The following is a 16,245-nucleotide window of genomic DNA, read 5'->3' on the forward strand; positions in this document are numbered from 1 at the left end:
TCACGGGCAAGCCGGTCCCTGCGCCTGCAGGAACCGGCTTACCGGCAAAGCGCTACAACCCGCCAGTAGCCTGAAACCCCACTCCCAGAACAGTCAATACCGACAACGGTAGCAACAATGTATCGAGCAATGCGCTGGCCGGCAGATCCAGCCTCGGATAGCTGGGTGCCTGCGCGCCAAACCGGTCCATGGCGCAACAGCCACCCTGCATCGCATACAGGTCCAGGCGCGTCCCCGAATACACCACCGGTGCCCCAGGCTGTGCCGCATTCAGCGTACGCGCCGTGGCGCAGCCGCCCAGTTGCAAGGCGGCCAGCAACATCAGCAGGGACTTATTCATCGCTGCTCAAATGGTGCTCGCCCCAGCGCGGCAACATGTCCTGGGGAATATTCAACAGGTTGAGAATCCGCGCCACGACGAAATCCACCAGATCGTCGATGGTTTGCGGCTGGTGATAGAAGCCCGGCGAAGCCGGCAGAATGGTCACGCCCATATTCGACAACTTGAGCATGTGCTCCAGGTGAATGCTGGAGTACGGAGCCTCGCGAGGTACCAGTATCAACTGACGGCGCTCCTTGAGGGTTACGTCCGCAGCCCGCTCTATCAGGTTGTTGCAGGCGCCTGTGGCAATCGCCGACAAGGTACCGGTGGAACACGGCACCACCACCATCGCCGCGGGAGAGCCGGAACCCGAAGCCACCGGTGACATCCAGTCCTCCTTGCCATAGACACGGATCTGCCCCACCGCCGCACCGGTGTATTCGGTGAGGAAGGCCTGCATCATCTGCGGCTTGGGCGGCAGCGTTACGTCGGTTTCCGTGGCCATGACCAACTGCGCGGCCTTGGAAATCAGGAAGTGCACCTCTCGGTCCTCACGCACCAGGCAATCCAGCAGGCGCAACCCGTACTGGGCGCCGGAGGCACCGGTCATTGCCAGTGTGATGCGTTCCGGGCCGTTGCTCATTGCAGCGCCTCAGCCAGCTTGCCGTGCAGGCCACCGAATCCGCCGTTGCTCATGATCACCACCTGGGTACCAGGCTTGGCCTGGCTTTTCACCCGCTCGATGATTCCCTCCAGCGAGTCGCTGACAATCGACGGCACCGTACACAGCGCCGCCGTTGCCGCCAGGTCCCAACCCAGGTTGGCCGGCGCATACCAGATCACCTGATCGGCCTGATTGACACTTTCCGGCAGCCCATCACGGTGTGCGCCGAGCTTCATGGAGTTGGAGCGCGGTTCGATAATGGCAATCACCGGGGCATCGCCGACCCGCTTGCGCAGGCCGTCCAGCGTGGTGGCGATGGCGGTTGGGTGGTGGGCAAAGTCGTCGTAAATAGTCACGCCCTGCACTTCGGCGACTTTCTCCATACGCCGCTTCACACTCTTGAATGTGCTCAATCCCGCGATCCCCAGGGACGGCACAACCCCCACATGGCGTGCAGCAGCCAGGGTGGCCAGGGCGTTGGCGACGTTGTGCTGCCCGGTCAGCTCCCACTCCACCACACCCTGGCTCACGCCTTCGAACATCACTTCGAAAGCCGAACCGTCGGCGCTGAGCAACTTGACCTGCCACTGGCCACCAACGCCGGTGGTCTGCACCGGAGTCCAGCACCCCATTTCGATCACCCGCTGCAAGGCCGACTCGGTGGTGGGATGAATGACCAGGCCTTCGCTGGGGATGATGCGCACCAGATGGTGGAACTGCCGCTCGATGGCCGCCAGGTCAGGAAAAATATCCGCATGATCGAACTCAAGATTGTTGAGGATCGCGGTACGCGGGCGGTAATGGACGAACTTGGAGCGCTTGTCAAAGAAGGCGCTGTCGTACTCATCGGCCTCGATCACGAAGAACGGCGTGCCCCCCAGGCGTGCCGAGACGGCGAAATTTTGCGGCACACCGCCGATCAGGAAGCCCGGGCTCATGCCGGCATGTTCCAGGACCCAGGCCAGCATGCTGCTAGTAGTGGTCTTGCCGTGGGTGCCGGCCACTGCCAGCACCCAACGCCCCTGCAGCACATGGTCCGCCAGCCACTGCGGACCGGAGACATAGGGCAGGCCTTTATTCAGCACATATTCCACGGCCGGATTACCCCGAGACATGGCATTGCCGATCACCACCAGATCCGGCGCAGGGTCCAACTGAGCAGGGTCATAACCTTGCGTCAGCTCGATGCCCTGGGCTTGCAACTGGGTGCTCATCGGCGGATAGACGTTGGCGTCGGAACCGGTGACGTGATGGCCAAGTTCTTTGGCCAGAACCGCCATCGAGCCCATGAAAGTGCCGCAGATACCGAGAATATGGATGTGCATAGTCGACCTCATAAAACATCGGCGCAGGTTAGCCTAGAGGGCTGCAAATCGCACCCTTTAGCTGACGGGGAGGTACAGCCGCCTCCGCAGGCTCGGGCCGCGTCCAGAGGATAAATTTGCAGGACCTGCAGCGAGCCTTGAATCGCCGCCTACGACTCAAAGCACTCTGCACCAGCGGTTACCCGTGAGCCGCAGGGGCTCAGCGGGCGATACCGTGCTTGCGCAGCTTTCTATAGAGAGTGTTGCGACTGACCCCCAGTTGCTCAGCGGTATGGGTCATATGCCAGCGCTGTTGCTCCAGAGCCACCAGCAACGCCGCACGCTCGGCGTCTTCCAGGGGCCGCTCGGGGATTGCCTCGACTGGCCCGCTGACGGGCATCGGTCGGGCGTGCCGGATCAATGGCGGCAGATCCTCCAGGTCGATACGGCCGTGTTCACACAGGGCCGCCAAGGTCCGAAGCACGTTGCGCAACTGTCGTACGTTGCCCGGCCATGAGTGACTCAACAACGCCTGGCGCGCCGCTTCATCCAGCACCACCGGCTGCCCACCCGCCTCTTCAGCCAGGAGAAAGTCCAGCAACTGGGATTTATCACTGCGATCACGTAACGCCGGCAGCGCAATCTCCAGGCCATTGAGCCGGTAGTACAGATCCTCTCGGAAACTGCCGTCTCGCACCCGCTCCAGCAGATCGCGGTGGGTGGCACTGATGATGCGTACGTTGACCGCCTGGGGCTCACCACCGATAGGCACCACCAGGCGATCCTCCAACACCCGCAGCAAACGGGTCTGCAAAGCCAGGGGCATATCGCCGATTTCATCGAGGAACAAGGTACCGCCATCAGCCTGTTGCAACTTACCGCGCATGCCCTCCTTGCGCGCGCCGGTAAAGCTGCCGCCGCGATACCCGAACAGTTCGCTCTCGATCAGGCTCTCCGGAATTGCCGCGCAGTTGAGCGCGACAAAGGCTTTTTCCGCCCGGGCACTGCCCTGGTGCACAGCCTTGGCGAAGGCCTCCTTGCCAGAACCGGTTTCACCATTGATCAACAACGGCACGTCACGCTCGAACACGCGTGAGGCCCGGCGAAAATCATTCTGCAGCCCTTCATCCCCCAGGCAGATACCTGAGGTTCGCGGCTGCACAACATCTGTTGGCGCCCGCAGCAGCGGTTGCGTGACAGGTTGCGGCTGGCCACGCAGCAAGGCAAACAAGCGGCGTCCATCCCGGGTACGCAATGGCCAACTGGCACTGGCGTTGACACTGGCGCGACTGAGCAACTCATTCAGGGAACAGTCGAAAAAACTCTCCACCGGCTTGCCCAACAAACCGCCACGAACATGTCCCAGCAGGTTCAAGGCACTCTGGTTCACCGCACTGATCCGGCCCTCACCGTCAAACGCCAACAACCCCTCGCTGAACAGCCCCACAGACTCCGCCTGCAAATGAAAGCGCAGCAGCCACTGGTTTTCGAAATACCGCAGGAAATAACAGCTCTCGATCATCTTCGCCGAGAGGTTGACCAGGGCCATGGTGTGGAACTGGCTCTGGCGGGAGACATCCTGGCGCGCCGACGATACATCGAGCACTGCCAGCAGTTCGCCATGAGGATCGAACACCGGACTCGCGGAACAGGTCAGCCCAGTATGCCGACCACGAAAGTGCTCGCCCTGGTGAATGGTCAGCGACTGGCGCTCCACCAGACAGGTGCCGATGCCGTTAGTGCCCTCCCGGGCCTCGCTCCAGTCGGCGCCCAGCCAGAGGCCGGCATGCTCGAAGATCTTGCGCTCGCTGGGAGCGGTGATGCGGTTGAGGATCACGCCCCGGGCATCGGTCAACAGCACCGCGTGACCGGCGCCGGACAATTGCTGATGCAGGTTGCTCATCTCGGCCCCGGCGATTTGCAGCACATCCTGCAGGCGCTCGCGGCTCTCCAGCAGGCGACTGTGCTCAAGCACCGTAGGCGCCATGGCCTGGGTCGGATCGAGATGATAGTCCTCAAGGCAACGCAGCCAGGACCGGGCAATGGAGGGATCGCTGCCCGGGCCCTGCAAATGGGCTTTGCCCTGGGCCACGGTCAGCACCTGCTGGGCATGCCGACTCAAGTGATTACTACTGTGCATTTCTTATTATTCTCCTGCTGCGCTGTCACGCACGGACGGAGCCTGTAGCCGCTGCCAGAGGCTGCGATCGGCACCGAAGGGGACGCAAAATCTTGAGGCTGCCAAAGACGTCCGGGACGTTTCCCTTCCTGCAGAAACAGCAACAAACCATCAAATCTGTCCGACAAGATTCGGCATGCGGACCAGCATCCTCCAGCCGCCGTTTCATTGCAATGCTGGTTTGACCCATGAGTCACAGCTTGTGCCATTTGCGTTACAAACTGTCACTCACGACTGTGCCTGATCCGTTACAGCGCTTGCGCGAAGAGCCTTCGCAACATCCACAAACCCTTGATCCATAGGGTCCGCACCACCCTGGCCCGACCTTTGCTCTACGCTTTGCATGCGCTACAGCGCGTCCTCCCCCATAAGCATAAAAGCCAGGAGATACCCACCATGCGTTACGCACACCCCGGTACTGAAGGCGCTATCGTTTCGTTCAAGAGCAAGTACGGTAACTACATCGGTGGCGAATTCGTCGCCCCCGTCAAAGGCCAGTACTTCACCAACACCTCGCCGGTCAACGGCCAGCCCATTGCCGAATTCCCCCGCTCCACTGCCGAAGACATCGACAAGGCCCTGGACGCCGCTCATGCCGCCGCCGATGCCTGGGGCACTACCTCGGTGCAGGCTCGCTCGCTGATCCTGCTGAAGATCGCCGACCGCATCGAACAGAACCTTGAACTGCTGGCCATCACCGAAACCTGGGATAACGGCAAGGCCGTGCGCGAGACGCTGAACGCCGACATTCCACTGGCCGCCGACCACTTCCGCTACTTCGCCGGTTGCCTGCGGGCCCAGGAAGGCAGCGCCGCGGAAATCGACGGCAACACTGTCGCCTATCACATCCATGAACCCCTGGGCGTGGTCGGACAGATCATCCCGTGGAACTTCCCGATCCTGATGGCCGCCTGGAAACTCGCCCCGGCCCTGGCCGCCGGCAACTGCGTGGTACTCAAGCCCGCCGAGCAGACCCCACTGGGCATCACCGTGCTGATGGAAGTGATCGGCGACTTGCTGCCTCCAGGCGTACTCAACGTAGTGCAAGGTTTCGGCCGCGAAGCCGGCGAAGCCCTGGCCACCAGCAAGCGCATCGCCAAGATCGCCTTCACCGGCTCCACTCCAGTGGGCTCGCACATCATGAAGTGCGCCGCCGAGAACATCATTCCCTCTACCGTGGAGTTGGGCGGCAAGTCGCCGAACATCTTCTTCGCCGACATCATGCAGGCCGAACCGACCTTCATCGAAAAAGCCGCTGAAGGCCTGGTGCTGGCGTTCTTCAACCAGGGTGAAGTCTGCACCTGCCCGTCCCGCGCCCTGGTGCAGGAGTCGATCTACGACGAATTCATGCAAGTGGTGATGAAGAAGATCGAACAGATCAAGCGTGGCGACCCACTGGATACCGACACCATGGTCGGCGCCCAGGCCTCCGAGCAGCAGTTCGACAAGATCCTCTCCTACCTCGACATCGCCAAGAACGAAGGCGCGCAACTGCTCACTGGCGGCAAGGTAGAGAAACTCGAAGGCGACCTGGCGACCGGTTACTACATCCAGCCGACCCTGCTCAAGGGCACCAACAAGATGCGGGTGTTCCAGGAAGAAATCTTCGGCCCGGTGGTCAGCGTCACCACCTTCAAGGACGAAGCCGAAGCCCTGGCCATTGCCAACGACACCGAGTTCGGCCTGGGTGCCGGGGTCTGGACCCGCGACATCAACCGCGCCTACCGCATGGGCCGCGGGATCAAGGCCGGCCGCGTCTGGACCAACTGCTACCACCTGTACCCGGCGCACGCCGCGTTCGGCGGCTACAAGAAGTCCGGCGTCGGTCGTGAAACCCACAAGATGATGCTCGACCACTACCAGCAGACCAAGAACCTGCTGGTGAGCTACGACATCAACCCACTGGGCTTCTTCTGATCGCCCCTCCCGGCGACCCAGGTCGCCGGGAGGTCTTTTTTGCGGCCTCGCCGCGCCCGCTTGACCTGCTCCGATCCGTCGCCAAAGGCTTGCCGGACGGGACACTGCTGTCGGAAGTTCTGCGCCAAAACAGTCGTGCACAAGGCCCAAAGAGGCTGCTGAAAAACAATAACAAGGGACACACCCAATGGATCAGATCGGCAACTACGTGCTCTACCTCATCATGCTCTGCGCCGTACTCGGCGCCTTCGCCGCTATCTACGACAGTGAGCGCGGGCTGGGCAAAGAATTCATGGAAGGCATCCATGCCACCGGCTATATCTTCGTGCCGGCTGCCGGGATCATGGCTTCCATCCCCTACCTGACGGTGGTCATCGAGACCGTCTTCGGTCCGTTCTTCAACTCCCTGGGGGCCGACCCGGCCCTGGCGGCAACCATGATCATCGCCTCGGACATGGGCGGCTATCAACTGGCCTCGGCCCTGGCCGCCAGCAAGGAAGCGCTGGTGATGGCGCTGATCACCGGCTTCATGGGCGGTGCCACCATCGTCTTCTCGATTCCCATGGGCCTGGCGATGCTCGACAAGCGCGACCACAAGTACATGGCCCTGGGGATCATGTCCGGCATCCTGACCATCCCGGTAGGCGTGATGATCGCCAGCCTGATCCTGGCCTTCAGCAACCCGCTGGTGCGTGAACTGGTGACCACCAACGGTGAAGCCAGCTATCAACTGGCCCTGGGCCTGGGGAGCATCTTCGCCAATCTGCTGCCGATCCTGATCTTCGTCGTGGCCCTGGCCCTGGGCCTGCGGTTTTTGCCCGACATGATGATCAAGGGTTTCATCATCTTCGGCCGGGCCATGGACGCGGCGATCAAGCTGGTGCTGGTGTTCTCCATCGTCGAATACTTCACCGGGGTCTTCTCCGTGGTGTTCGGCAGCTGGGGTTTCCACCCGATCATCGCCGATGCCCAGGACCAGACCCGCGCCCTGGAAACCGCCGGCTACATCGGCATCATGCTGGCCGGGGCCTTCCCCATGGTCTATCTGCTGCGCAAATACCTGGGCAAACCGCTGGAAAACCTCGGCGGCAAGATCGGCCTAAGTGCCGTGGGCAGCGCCGGCATGCTGGCAACCATCGCCAACATCCTCGCCATGTTCCGCCTGGTGCGCTTCATGCCGCCCAAGGACAAAGTGATCAACATCGCTTTCGGCGTGTGCGCAGCCTTCCTGCTGGGGGACCACCTGTCCTTCACCGCCAACTTCCAGCCGACCATCATCCTGCCGGTCCTGATCGGCAAGATCAGCGCCGGCTTTGTCGCGGTGGGCCTGGCCTACTGGCTGTCGGTGCCCAAGGCCCTGCAACTGGAAGCCGAGGACCGGGCGGCGGGGATCATCGCCGAAGGCGAGTACCTGGGCGGCAAGGCAGTAGAAACCCCAGAACCGGCGGGCCAGAAGGCCACGGCCTGATTCCGGCGCGGCGAGGATCGCCTGCATGCAAGCCACCATTGGTGGCGCACCGGTACTGCTGCTGGGGCTGGACTTCGGGTCCACCACCAGCAGCGTGCTGATCGCCCAAGCCAGCCTCAGCAGCCACTGCGTTACCGGACGCATGGCCCTCAACGAACCCCGAGTGCTGTTTCGCGGCGACCCGGTGTTCACGCCGTTCAAGGACAAGGTCATCGATGAAGCCGCGATCCAGGGTTTGATCGAAACCTGGCTTGAACAGGCCGGGGTACGCCCGGAGCAGCTGTTTTCCGGTGGGGTGATCATCACCGGCCTGGCGGCCCGGCGGCACAACGCCCAGGCCCTGGCGCAACTGGTGGGGCAACTGATCGGCAACGCATTGGTCACCCGCGCCGATGACGGTGGCCTGGAGTCCTGGCTGGCGTTCATGGGCAGTTGCTCGGCCCTCAGCCGTTTTCACCGCGAGCAACCAATGCTCAACCTGGATATTGGCGGCGGCACCACTAACGCGGCCTTGGGCCTGGACGGCAATGTGCTGGCCAGCGGCTGCCACTTCATCGGTGCCCGGCACCTGCAGTTTGAGCCGGGCAGCTACAGCCTCAGAGGTGTTTCAGAGTTCGGGCGGGCACTGCTCGATCACCTGGGTATCGACAAAATGCCCGGGCAGCGCCTCGATACCCCGGAACTGGACGCCGTGCTCAGTTGGTACATCGATGCCCTGGTGGCGATCGTCGAGGGCGATCGGGCGTTCTTTGCCGACCAACTCGGCCAGTTGACCGAGCAACTTCCGTTGATCCTCCCGCCCCACGCAGCGCCCCTGGCCCTGACCTTTTCCGGGGGCGTTGGCGAGCTGCTCTATCGGCACCTGCAAGGGGAGTCTTTGCCCGGCACCACCTATTACGGCGACCTGGGCATCGACCTCGCCCTGGCGATCTCTCGTCACCCGCGATTGGTGCGGGATGCCACCCGGCTGGTGCCGGAAAACCGCGGCCGGGCCACGGTCTACGGCCTGACCCTGCATAACACCGAAATCTCCGGCAGTACGCTGTTCTTGCCTCATCCCGAGGCGCTACCGCTCAAGGACCTGCCCATCGTCGCCCGCCTGTCCATTCGCGCCTCCCAGCAACAGCTGGAGAATGCCCTGGCCCTGGCCTTGAGCAGCCAAGACGGTGCCTGCCTGCAATTGCTCGACGGCGGGCAGGCCCCACGCCTGGAAGAAATCCGCCAACTGGGAGCCCGTTTGTCCCAGACCCTGGCCGAAGCCTCACCAGGCCGCCAATGGCCGCTGGTGCTGCTGCTGGAAAGCAACGTCGGCAAGGTCCTGGGCAACTACGCCACGGATTGGGGGCGCAGTTCTTGCAACCTGATCGTCATCGATGAAGTGCGCGAGCGTTCAGCGCATTTCATCAATCTGGGAAAACCCCACCAGCACATCGTGCCCGTCGCCTTCTACGGCGTGCACTGAGCCGATGCCGGCCAAGGAGAGTCTTGCCATGTCACTTACCCCACTGCCGCAGATCCGCCTACCTGCCACAACTGGCGAACGCCCCTACAGCACCCGGGTGCTGGACCGCGAGATCACGTTCGCCAGCCTCAAGGCGGTGCTCGGCGCCGCCGACATCAGCAAGGCCGGCGACCGCGTGGGGGGGCTTGCAGCCGTGGATGAAATCACCCGCGAGGGCGCGCGCAAGGTGCTCTCAGAACTGACCCTGGCCCACTATTTCGAGCACCCGCTGACTGACCGCCACGGCCAGATCGACAGCGTCATGCAGGTCAACTATGACATCGACCACGAGGTCTTCAGAGAGATCGCCGAACTGCCCCTGGGCGGCCTGAAAGATCGCCTGCTGCGCAGCCACGGCACTGAAATACGCCGCATCGGCACGGCGCTGACCGGGGTGATGGTGGCGGCCCTGGCCAAGCTGCTGGATGTGCATGAACTGATCCTGCTGTCGAAAAAGCTCAAGAGCGGCGCCGCAGCCAAGGCCCGGACCCTGGTAGGCCTGCCCGGAACCCTATCGTCGCGACTGCAGCCCAACCACCCCACCGACAACCTCAGCGGCATCACCCTGCTGGTCTACACCGGCCTGAGCATGGGCTCGGGCGACGCCTTGATCGGGCTCAACCCGGCCATCGACACCGTGGACAACATCAGCGCCACCCTGCGCCACCTGGACAAACTGCGCCGGGAAACCGGAGCGCCGACGCAGATCTGCGTGCTCTCCCACATCAAGACCCAACTGGCCTGCCTCGACCAGGGAGCGCCGGTGGAAATCATGTTCCAGAGCCTGGCGGGCACCGAACGCACCCTGACCGACGAATTCGACGTCACCGTGCAACTGCTGGACCTGGCCTGGCAGGCCATGGCCGAACGCGGTCCATTGCGGGACGTGGCGGAAAACTTCATGTACTTCGAGACCGGCCAGGGCAGCGAGCTGACCTATGGCAAGCACGAAGGCATCGACATGACCACCTGTGAAGCCCTGTGCTATGGGCTGGCGCGGCGCTACCGGCCGTACATGGTGAACAACGTCACCGGTTTCATCGGTCCGGAAACCCACCTCGACAACTTCGAGATGACCTATTCCTGCCTGCAGGACCAGTTCATGGGCAAGCTGCTGGGGTTGCCCATGGGCATGGCGCCCTGCTACACCCTGCACTCGCAAGTGACCCTCGAAGGCCAGCAGATGGCCACCGAGTTGCTGACTGCCGCCGGGGCCAACTTCTTCATGGACGTGTACCTGAGCACCGACCGCATGCTCGCCTACTTCGACACCAGCGCCCACGACAACCAGACCCTGCGCGAGGTCCACGACCTGGCCCCGGCCCCGGAGTACCTGCGCTGGGCGCTGGGCAAGGGAATTTTCCAGGAAGACGCCCACGGCAACGTGGAGCGCGGGCCGAACTGGGGCAACCCGCGGATCTTCTGCGAATCGGAGATCGACTTCCAGCGCCTGCTGGAGTCCACTCCGGCCACCTATGGCTTCGACAACGCCGGGCCGCGCCCGGCCAACAGCGTGTCGCGCACGGTACGGGCCAACCTGGCGGTGGCCCGGGAGGCGATCTACGTCGACCTGCGCCCCACCGAGATCGGCGCCATCCCCCTGCGCGAGCTGCGCACTGCTGCCCCGGACAAGCTGGCCCACCTGCAGGACCCGGAACTGGGGGCACGGCTCACCGAAGAAGTGCTGCGTCACCTGCAACCGGAATACAACGACGTGCAGATCGTGATCTCCGACGGCCTCAGCGCCGAGGCCATCCATCACAACATTCCCGAATTGCTACCGGTGCTGCTGGACGGCCTGCACAGCCGCGAACTGCGTATCGGCCAGCCGATCCTCGCGCCCTACGGCCGGGTCAAGCTGGCAGAGTCAGTGGGTGAGGCCCTGCAACCGCAATTGATCATCGTACTGATTGGCGAACGGCCCGGCGGCGATGCCCTGGCCTCACGGAGCATGTCCGCCTACCTGGGCTACCGCCTGCCGGACGACAAGGCGCGCCAGGCCGCCGCGCAGTTCAGCGGCAACCCACAGATCCGCTACGAATACACAGTGATCTCGAACATCTACAGCGGTGGCCTGCCACCGTTGGAAGGCGGCAGTGTGGTGGCGGAAAAGGCCTTTGCCATCCTTCACCACCGGGCCGCCGGCAATCGTCTGGAAAATCTGCTGAAGAAGGTGGCATCCTGATGATCCGCCAGCATTCGGCAACGCCCCTAAATCGTTGAAACGGAGACTGAGATGGCCCAATTTTCCCACAGCGTAGGTTCTCAGACCTATCGCTTCGACAGCCTCAAGGAAGTCATGGCCAAGGCCAGTCCGGCCCGTTCCGGAGACTTCCTGGCCGGGGTCGCCGCCCTCAACGACGGCGAGCGAGTCGCTGCGCAGATGACTCTGGCGGATATCCCCCTCAAGCACTTTCTCGAGGAAGTGCTGATCCCCTACGAGTCCGACGAAGTCACCCGGCTGATCATCGACAGCCATGACAAAAGTGCCTTCGCGACCGTCAGCCATCTCACGGTTGGCGGCTTTCGCGACTGGTTGCTCAGCGACGCGGCCGACGAGCAGAGCCTACGGGAGCTGGCCCCGGGCCTGACGCCGGAAATGGCCGCTGCGGTATCGAAGATCATGCGGGTGCAGGACTTGGTGCTGGTGGCGCAAAAGATCCGCGTGGTGACCCAGTTCCGCGGCACCATGGGCCTGCGCGGGCGGCTCTCCACCCGCCTGCAGCCCAACCATCCCACCGACGAACCGGCGGGCATCGCCGCGAGCATTCTCGACGGCCTGCTGTACGGCAACGGCGACGCCATGATCGGCATCAACCCGGCCACCGACAGCATCGCCTCGATCTGCGCCATGCTGGAAATGCTCGACGCCATTATCCAGCGCTACGAGATCCCGACCCAGGCCTGCGTGCTGACCCACGTCACCACCTCGATCGAGGCGATCAACCGTGGCGTGCCTCTGGACCTGGTGTTCCAGTCGATTGCCGGCACCGAAGCGGCCAACGCCAGCTTCGGCATCAACCTCAACGTGCTCAAGGAAGGTTACGAAGCGGGCCTGAGCCTGAACCGCGGCACCCTGGGCAACAACCTGATGTACTTCGAAACCGGCCAAGGCAGTGCCCTGTCGGCCAACGCGCACTTCGGCATCGACCAACAGACCTGTGAAACCCGCGCCTATGCGGTGGCTCGGCACTTCAAGCCTTTTCTGGTGAACACCGTGGTCGGCTTCATCGGCCCCGAGTATCTGTACAACGGCAAGCAGATCATCCGCGCCGGCCTGGAAGACCACTTCTGCGGCAAGCTGCTGGGCGTACCCATGGGCTGCGACATCTGCTACACCAACCACGCCGAGGCCGACCAGGACGACATGGATACCTTGCTGACCCTGCTGGGGGTGGCCGGGATCAACTTCATCATGGGCATCCCGGGTTCCGACGACATCATGCTCAACTACCAGACCACCTCCTTCCACGACGCGCTCTACGCTCGCCAGACCCTTGGCCTGAAACCTGCTCCCGAATTCGAGCAATGGCTGGCCAGGACCGGGATCTTCACCCAGGCCGACGGCAAGGTGCATTTCGGCAACAATCTGCCGCCGGCTTTCCGCCAGGCACTGGCACAGCTGGGATAAGGAGCAGGCTCATGCAAAAACACCCGACCGATTCGCAAAACCCCTGGCTGGAACTGCGCCGCCTGACCCCAGCGCGCATTGCCCTGGGCCGCACCGGCACCAGCCTGCCGACCGGCGCCCAACTGGACTTCCAGTACGCCCACGCCCAAGCCCGGGACGCCGTGCACCTGCCCTTCGACCATGCCGGACTTAGCACGCAATTGGCGGAACGCGGCCGTGACAGCCTGCTGCTGCACAGCGCCGCCAGCGATCGCCACAGCTACCTGCAACGCCCTGATCTGGGGCGCCGGCTCAGTGACACGTCGGCACAGGCTCTGCGTGACTACGCCAGCGCCCATCCCGGCGGCGTGGACCTGGCAGTGGTGGTGGCCGACGGCCTTTCGGCCCTGGCGGTGCATCGCCATACCTTGCCGTTTCTGGCGCGCATGGAAGAGCAGACCGCCGCTGAAGGCTGGTCGTTGTCGCCAGTAGTCCTGGTGGAGCAAGGCCGAGTAGCGGTGGCCGACGAGGTAGGCCAACTGCTGGGCGCAAAAATGACCGTGATCCTGATCGGCGAACGCCCTGGCCTCAGTTCCCCTGACAGCCTGGGGCTGTACTTCACCTACCAGCCCAAAGTCGGACTTACCGACGCCTATCGCAACTGCATCTCCAATGTGCGCCTGGAAGGTCTGAGCTACGGCATGGCCGCCCACCGCCTGCTGTACCTCATGCGCGAAGCCTGCCGCCGGCAATTATCGGGGGTGAACCTCAAGGACGAAGCACAAATCCAGACACTGGACAGCGACTCGCCTGCGGATATGAAGGGCAACTTCCTCCTGGGTCCACCTCAAACGTGATTTTGCGAGACGATTGCGCTTTTTCGCCGCTTTGGGCAGCATCGGAACACGGCTGCCCGAGTCATCCACCCCGCGCCGTCACATCCACTTGAAGTTGAGAGCCACCATGCGGATTACTCAAGCAACCCTCGAGCACCTGGATCTGTTGACCCCGCTATTCGTCAAATACCGCGAATTCTATGGCGCCCTGCCCTATCCGGACTCATCCCGGAGCTTTCTGGAAAAGCGTTTGCGCCGCAAGGAATCGGTGATTTACCTGGCCCTGGCCGATGATGACAACAACAAACTGCTGGGATTTTGCCAGCTGTACCCAAGCTTCTCTTCCCTGTCCCTCAAGCGCGTATGGATTCTCAACGACATCTATGTCGCCGAAGACGCTCGCCGCCAGTTGGTGGCCGACAACCTGATGCGCACCGCGAAGAAGATGGCCAAGGACACCAACGCCGTTCGTTTGCGAGTGTCCACTAGTAGCAACAACGAAGTGGCGCGAAAAACCTATGAGTCCATCGGTTTTCGCGAAGACACCGAGTTCAAGAACTACGTCTTGCCCCTCAGCGACGACTGACCCGACAGACCGCGGCCTCAGGGCCGCTTTGTCATTTCCGGCCTCTCTGTGACGGCCCTCTGTACCATCTATCGGCGATCTCTCAAGCCGAAATGCCCCGCTACAATCTGAACACGCATTTCACCTACCAGCCTTTATAATGCCGACCTTTTCGGATCGTAAGAGAAGCTACATATCCCTGTAGTCCCTTGCCCCGAGCCATCGCACAGGCCTGTCGAGCCAGGCTGTCACCACAGGTGCCCCAATGGATTTCAACCCGATCGACTTAATCCTTCATCTCGACGTTTATCTCGACATGTTGGTGAACAATTACGGGCCATGGATCTACGCCATCCTGTTTCTGGTGATTTTCTGTGAAACCGGCCTGGTGGTGACACCGTTTCTTCCCGGCGACTCCTTGCTGTTCATTGCCGGTGCGGTAGCGGCAGGTGGCGGCATGGATCCGGTGCTACTGGGCGGCTTGCTGATGCTGGCGGCGATCCTTGGCGACAGCACCAACTACGTGATTGGGCGAACGGCAGGAGAACGCCTGTTCAGCAACCCCAATTCGAAGATCTTCCGCCGCGACTACCTGGAAAAAACCCACGAATTCTATGAAAAGCACGGTGGCAAGACCGTGACCCTGGCGCGCTTCCTGCCAATCATCCGTACCTTCGCACCCTTCGTCGCCGGTGTGGCCCGAATGCCCTATCCGCGCTTCTTCACCTTCAGTGTGGTTGGCACCATCCTCTGGGTCGGCGGCCTGGTGACCCTGGGTTACTTCTTCGGTAACGTCCCCTTCATCAAGAAGAACCTCTCGCTGCTGGTGGTGGCCATCATCCTGCTGTCCCTGGTACCGATGATCATCGGCGTATTGCGCAGCCGCTTCGGTCGCAGCGCTGAAAAAGCCGAAAACCGCTAAACGGCATGTGGCCCCTCAGCAATTGGCGCCGCAAGCGCCGGCTGGCCAAGCATCCGGTCAGCGATGAAACCTGGCAGCGGGTGCGCCAGCACCTGCCCTTCCTCGACGGCATCAGCGCTGCCGAGGACCAGTGGCTGCGGGAAGCCAGCGTGCTGTTTCTCGATGACAAGCACCTCACCGCCTTGCCCGGGGTCGAACTGCATCAGGAACAACGCCTGCTGCTGGCGGCCCAGGCGCAATTGCCACTGCTGCACCTGGGAGACCTGAACTGGTATCAGGGCTTTCACGAAATCATCCTCTACCCCGACGACTTCCTCAGCCCCCAGCGCCATCGCGATGCCAGTGGTATCGAGCACGAATGGGATGGCGAGCACAGCGGCGAAGCCTGGCAACAAGGCCCGATCATCCTCGCCTGGCCTGGAGTCCTGGCCAGCGGCGGCTGGGAAGCCTACAACCTGGTGATCCACGAACTGGCCCACAAACTGGACATGCTCAACGGCGACGCTAATGGCCTGCCGCCATTACACAGTGACATGCGCGTCAGCGACTGGGCCCAGGTAATGCAGAGCGCCTACGACGACCTCAATCGTCAGCTCGACCATGACCCGGATGCAGAAACCGCCATAGATCCCTACGCAGCAGAAAACCCGGCCGAATTCTTCGCCGTCACCAGCGAATACTTCTTCAGCGCCCCGGATTTGCTGGTAGCGGCTTATCCGAAAGTCTATGCACAGCTGCGGCTGTTTTATCGGCAGAATCCATTGGCCCGATTGCAGCAACTTCAAACTGAAGATCCGGTCTATCAAACGCACCACTAATGTCCTGTCGCGCGATTACGTTGTTCTTCTGAAGGTGGGTTACACGACAACTACCCGCCTGCCGACCGATGGCAAAACCGCCGGTCGCGCAGCCAGGCCGAACACGCCTGCAAGACAGTACAACCAAGGTCCTACGACC

General features: G+C 62.3%; 13 protein-coding genes. 9 read left to right on the top strand and 4 right to left on the bottom strand.

From position 1 onward, the window contains the following. Nucleotides 1-52: 52 nt before the first annotated feature. The 4 genes from GV819_RS13320 to GV819_RS13335 form a co-directional block, all read right to left on the bottom strand. Nucleotides 53-340: a YceK/YidQ family lipoprotein gene (locus GV819_RS13320; RefSeq protein ID WP_161756547.1), complete on the bottom strand. Its 288-nt coding sequence runs from the start codon at nt 338-340 to the stop codon at nt 53-55. Next, complete coding sequence (gene ubiX, locus GV819_RS13325) at nt 333-965, bottom strand: flavin prenyltransferase UbiX (RefSeq protein WP_161756548.1); 633 nt, start codon at nt 963-965, stop codon at nt 333-335. Before ubiX ends, GV819_RS13320 begins: the two co-directional genes overlap by 8 nt. Next, entirely contained in the window at nt 962-2,311 is a 1,350-nt protein-coding gene (gene mpl / locus GV819_RS13330) for a UDP-N-acetylmuramate:L-alanyl-gamma-D-glutamyl-meso-diaminopimelate ligase (protein ID WP_161756549.1), read from the bottom strand. The genes ubiX and mpl overlap by 4 nt, the downstream gene beginning before the upstream one ends. A gap of 199 nt (nt 2,312-2,510) precedes the next feature. After that, the gene (locus GV819_RS13335; RefSeq protein WP_161756550.1) at nt 2,511-4,430 is read right to left on the bottom strand and encodes a sigma-54-dependent Fis family transcriptional regulator; all 1,920 of its coding nucleotides are present in this window, start codon (nt 4,428-4,430) and stop codon (nt 2,511-2,513) included. Nucleotides 4,431-4,865: 435 nt separating this feature from the next. Here GV819_RS13335 and exaC point away from each other — a divergent pair, with 435 nt between their 5' ends. From exaC to GV819_RS13380, 9 genes are all read left to right on the top strand, one after another. Next, nucleotides 4,866-6,386 carry an acetaldehyde dehydrogenase ExaC gene (gene exaC / locus GV819_RS13340; RefSeq protein ID WP_161756551.1) on the top strand — a complete coding sequence of 507 codons (1,521 nt, stop codon included), beginning with the start codon at nt 4,866-4,868 and terminating at the stop codon, nt 6,384-6,386. Nucleotides 6,387-6,573: 187 nt separating this feature from the next. After that, entirely contained in the window at nt 6,574-7,854 is a 1,281-nt protein-coding gene (eutH, locus tag GV819_RS13345) for an ethanolamine utilization protein EutH (protein ID WP_161756552.1), read from the top strand. 25 nt (nt 7,855-7,879) lie between these two features. Next, nucleotides 7,880-9,316 carry an ethanolamine ammonia-lyase reactivating factor EutA gene (locus tag GV819_RS13350; RefSeq protein WP_161756553.1) on the top strand — a complete coding sequence of 479 codons (1,437 nt, stop codon included), beginning with the start codon at nt 7,880-7,882 and terminating at the stop codon, nt 9,314-9,316. 28 nt (nt 9,317-9,344) lie between these two features. Continuing rightward, complete coding sequence (locus GV819_RS13355) at nt 9,345-11,540, top strand: ethanolamine ammonia-lyase (RefSeq protein WP_161756554.1); 2,196 nt, start codon at nt 9,345-9,347, stop codon at nt 11,538-11,540. A gap of 51 nt (nt 11,541-11,591) precedes the next feature. Beyond that, on the top strand, nt 11,592-12,986 hold the full coding sequence (locus GV819_RS13360) for an ethanolamine ammonia-lyase subunit EutB (protein ID WP_161756555.1): 1,395 nt from the start codon (nt 11,592-11,594) through the stop codon (nt 12,984-12,986). Nucleotides 12,987-12,997: 11 nt separating this feature from the next. Beyond that, complete coding sequence (gene eutC / locus GV819_RS13365) at nt 12,998-13,822, top strand: ethanolamine ammonia-lyase subunit EutC (protein ID WP_161756556.1); 825 nt, start codon at nt 12,998-13,000, stop codon at nt 13,820-13,822. A 106-nt stretch (nt 13,823-13,928) separates the two neighbouring features. Continuing rightward, nucleotides 13,929-14,387: a GNAT family N-acetyltransferase gene (locus GV819_RS13370; RefSeq protein WP_161756557.1), complete on the top strand. Its 459-nt coding sequence runs from the start codon at nt 13,929-13,931 to the stop codon at nt 14,385-14,387. Nucleotides 14,388-14,631: 244 nt separating this feature from the next. Continuing rightward, nucleotides 14,632-15,288: a DedA family protein gene (locus GV819_RS13375; RefSeq protein WP_161756558.1), complete on the top strand. Its 657-nt coding sequence runs from the start codon at nt 14,632-14,634 to the stop codon at nt 15,286-15,288. Nucleotides 15,289-15,293: 5 nt separating this feature from the next. Beyond that, nucleotides 15,294-16,106, top strand: coding sequence for a zinc-dependent peptidase (locus GV819_RS13380; RefSeq protein WP_161756559.1), 813 nt, complete (start codon nt 15,294-15,296; stop codon nt 16,104-16,106). The last annotated feature ends 139 nt before the right edge of the window (nt 16,107-16,245 follow it).

It is taken from the genome of Pseudomonas sp. Fl5BN2 (assembly GCF_009908205.1).
In the GTDB taxonomy this organism is placed as follows: Bacteria; Pseudomonadota; Gammaproteobacteria; order Pseudomonadales; family Pseudomonadaceae; genus Aquipseudomonas.

Coding starts and splice junctions, on each gene's coding strand:
- GV819_RS13320 (WP_161756547.1), bottom strand. CDS start 340: ATGAATAAGTCCCTGCTGATGTTGCTGGCCGCCTTGCAACTGGGCGGC.
- ubiX (WP_161756548.1), bottom strand. CDS start 965: ATGAGCAACGGCCCGGAACGCATCACACTGGCAATGACCGGTGCCTCC.
- mpl (WP_161756549.1), bottom strand. CDS start 2,311: ATGCACATCCATATTCTCGGTATCTGCGGCACTTTCATGGGCTCGATG.
- GV819_RS13335 (WP_161756550.1), bottom strand. CDS start 4,430: ATGCACAGTAGTAATCACTTGAGTCGGCATGCCCAGCAGGTGCTGACC.
- exaC (WP_161756551.1), top strand. CDS start 4,866: ATGCGTTACGCACACCCCGGTACTGAAGGCGCTATCGTTTCGTTCAAG.
- eutH (WP_161756552.1), top strand. CDS start 6,574: ATGGATCAGATCGGCAACTACGTGCTCTACCTCATCATGCTCTGCGCC.
- GV819_RS13350 (WP_161756553.1), top strand. CDS start 7,880: ATGCAAGCCACCATTGGTGGCGCACCGGTACTGCTGCTGGGGCTGGAC.
- GV819_RS13355 (WP_161756554.1), top strand. CDS start 9,345: ATGTCACTTACCCCACTGCCGCAGATCCGCCTACCTGCCACAACTGGC.
- GV819_RS13360 (WP_161756555.1), top strand. CDS start 11,592: ATGGCCCAATTTTCCCACAGCGTAGGTTCTCAGACCTATCGCTTCGAC.
- eutC (WP_161756556.1), top strand. CDS start 12,998: ATGCAAAAACACCCGACCGATTCGCAAAACCCCTGGCTGGAACTGCGC.
- GV819_RS13370 (WP_161756557.1), top strand. CDS start 13,929: ATGCGGATTACTCAAGCAACCCTCGAGCACCTGGATCTGTTGACCCCG.
- GV819_RS13375 (WP_161756558.1), top strand. CDS start 14,632: ATGGATTTCAACCCGATCGACTTAATCCTTCATCTCGACGTTTATCTC.
- GV819_RS13380 (WP_161756559.1), top strand. CDS start 15,294: ATGTGGCCCCTCAGCAATTGGCGCCGCAAGCGCCGGCTGGCCAAGCAT.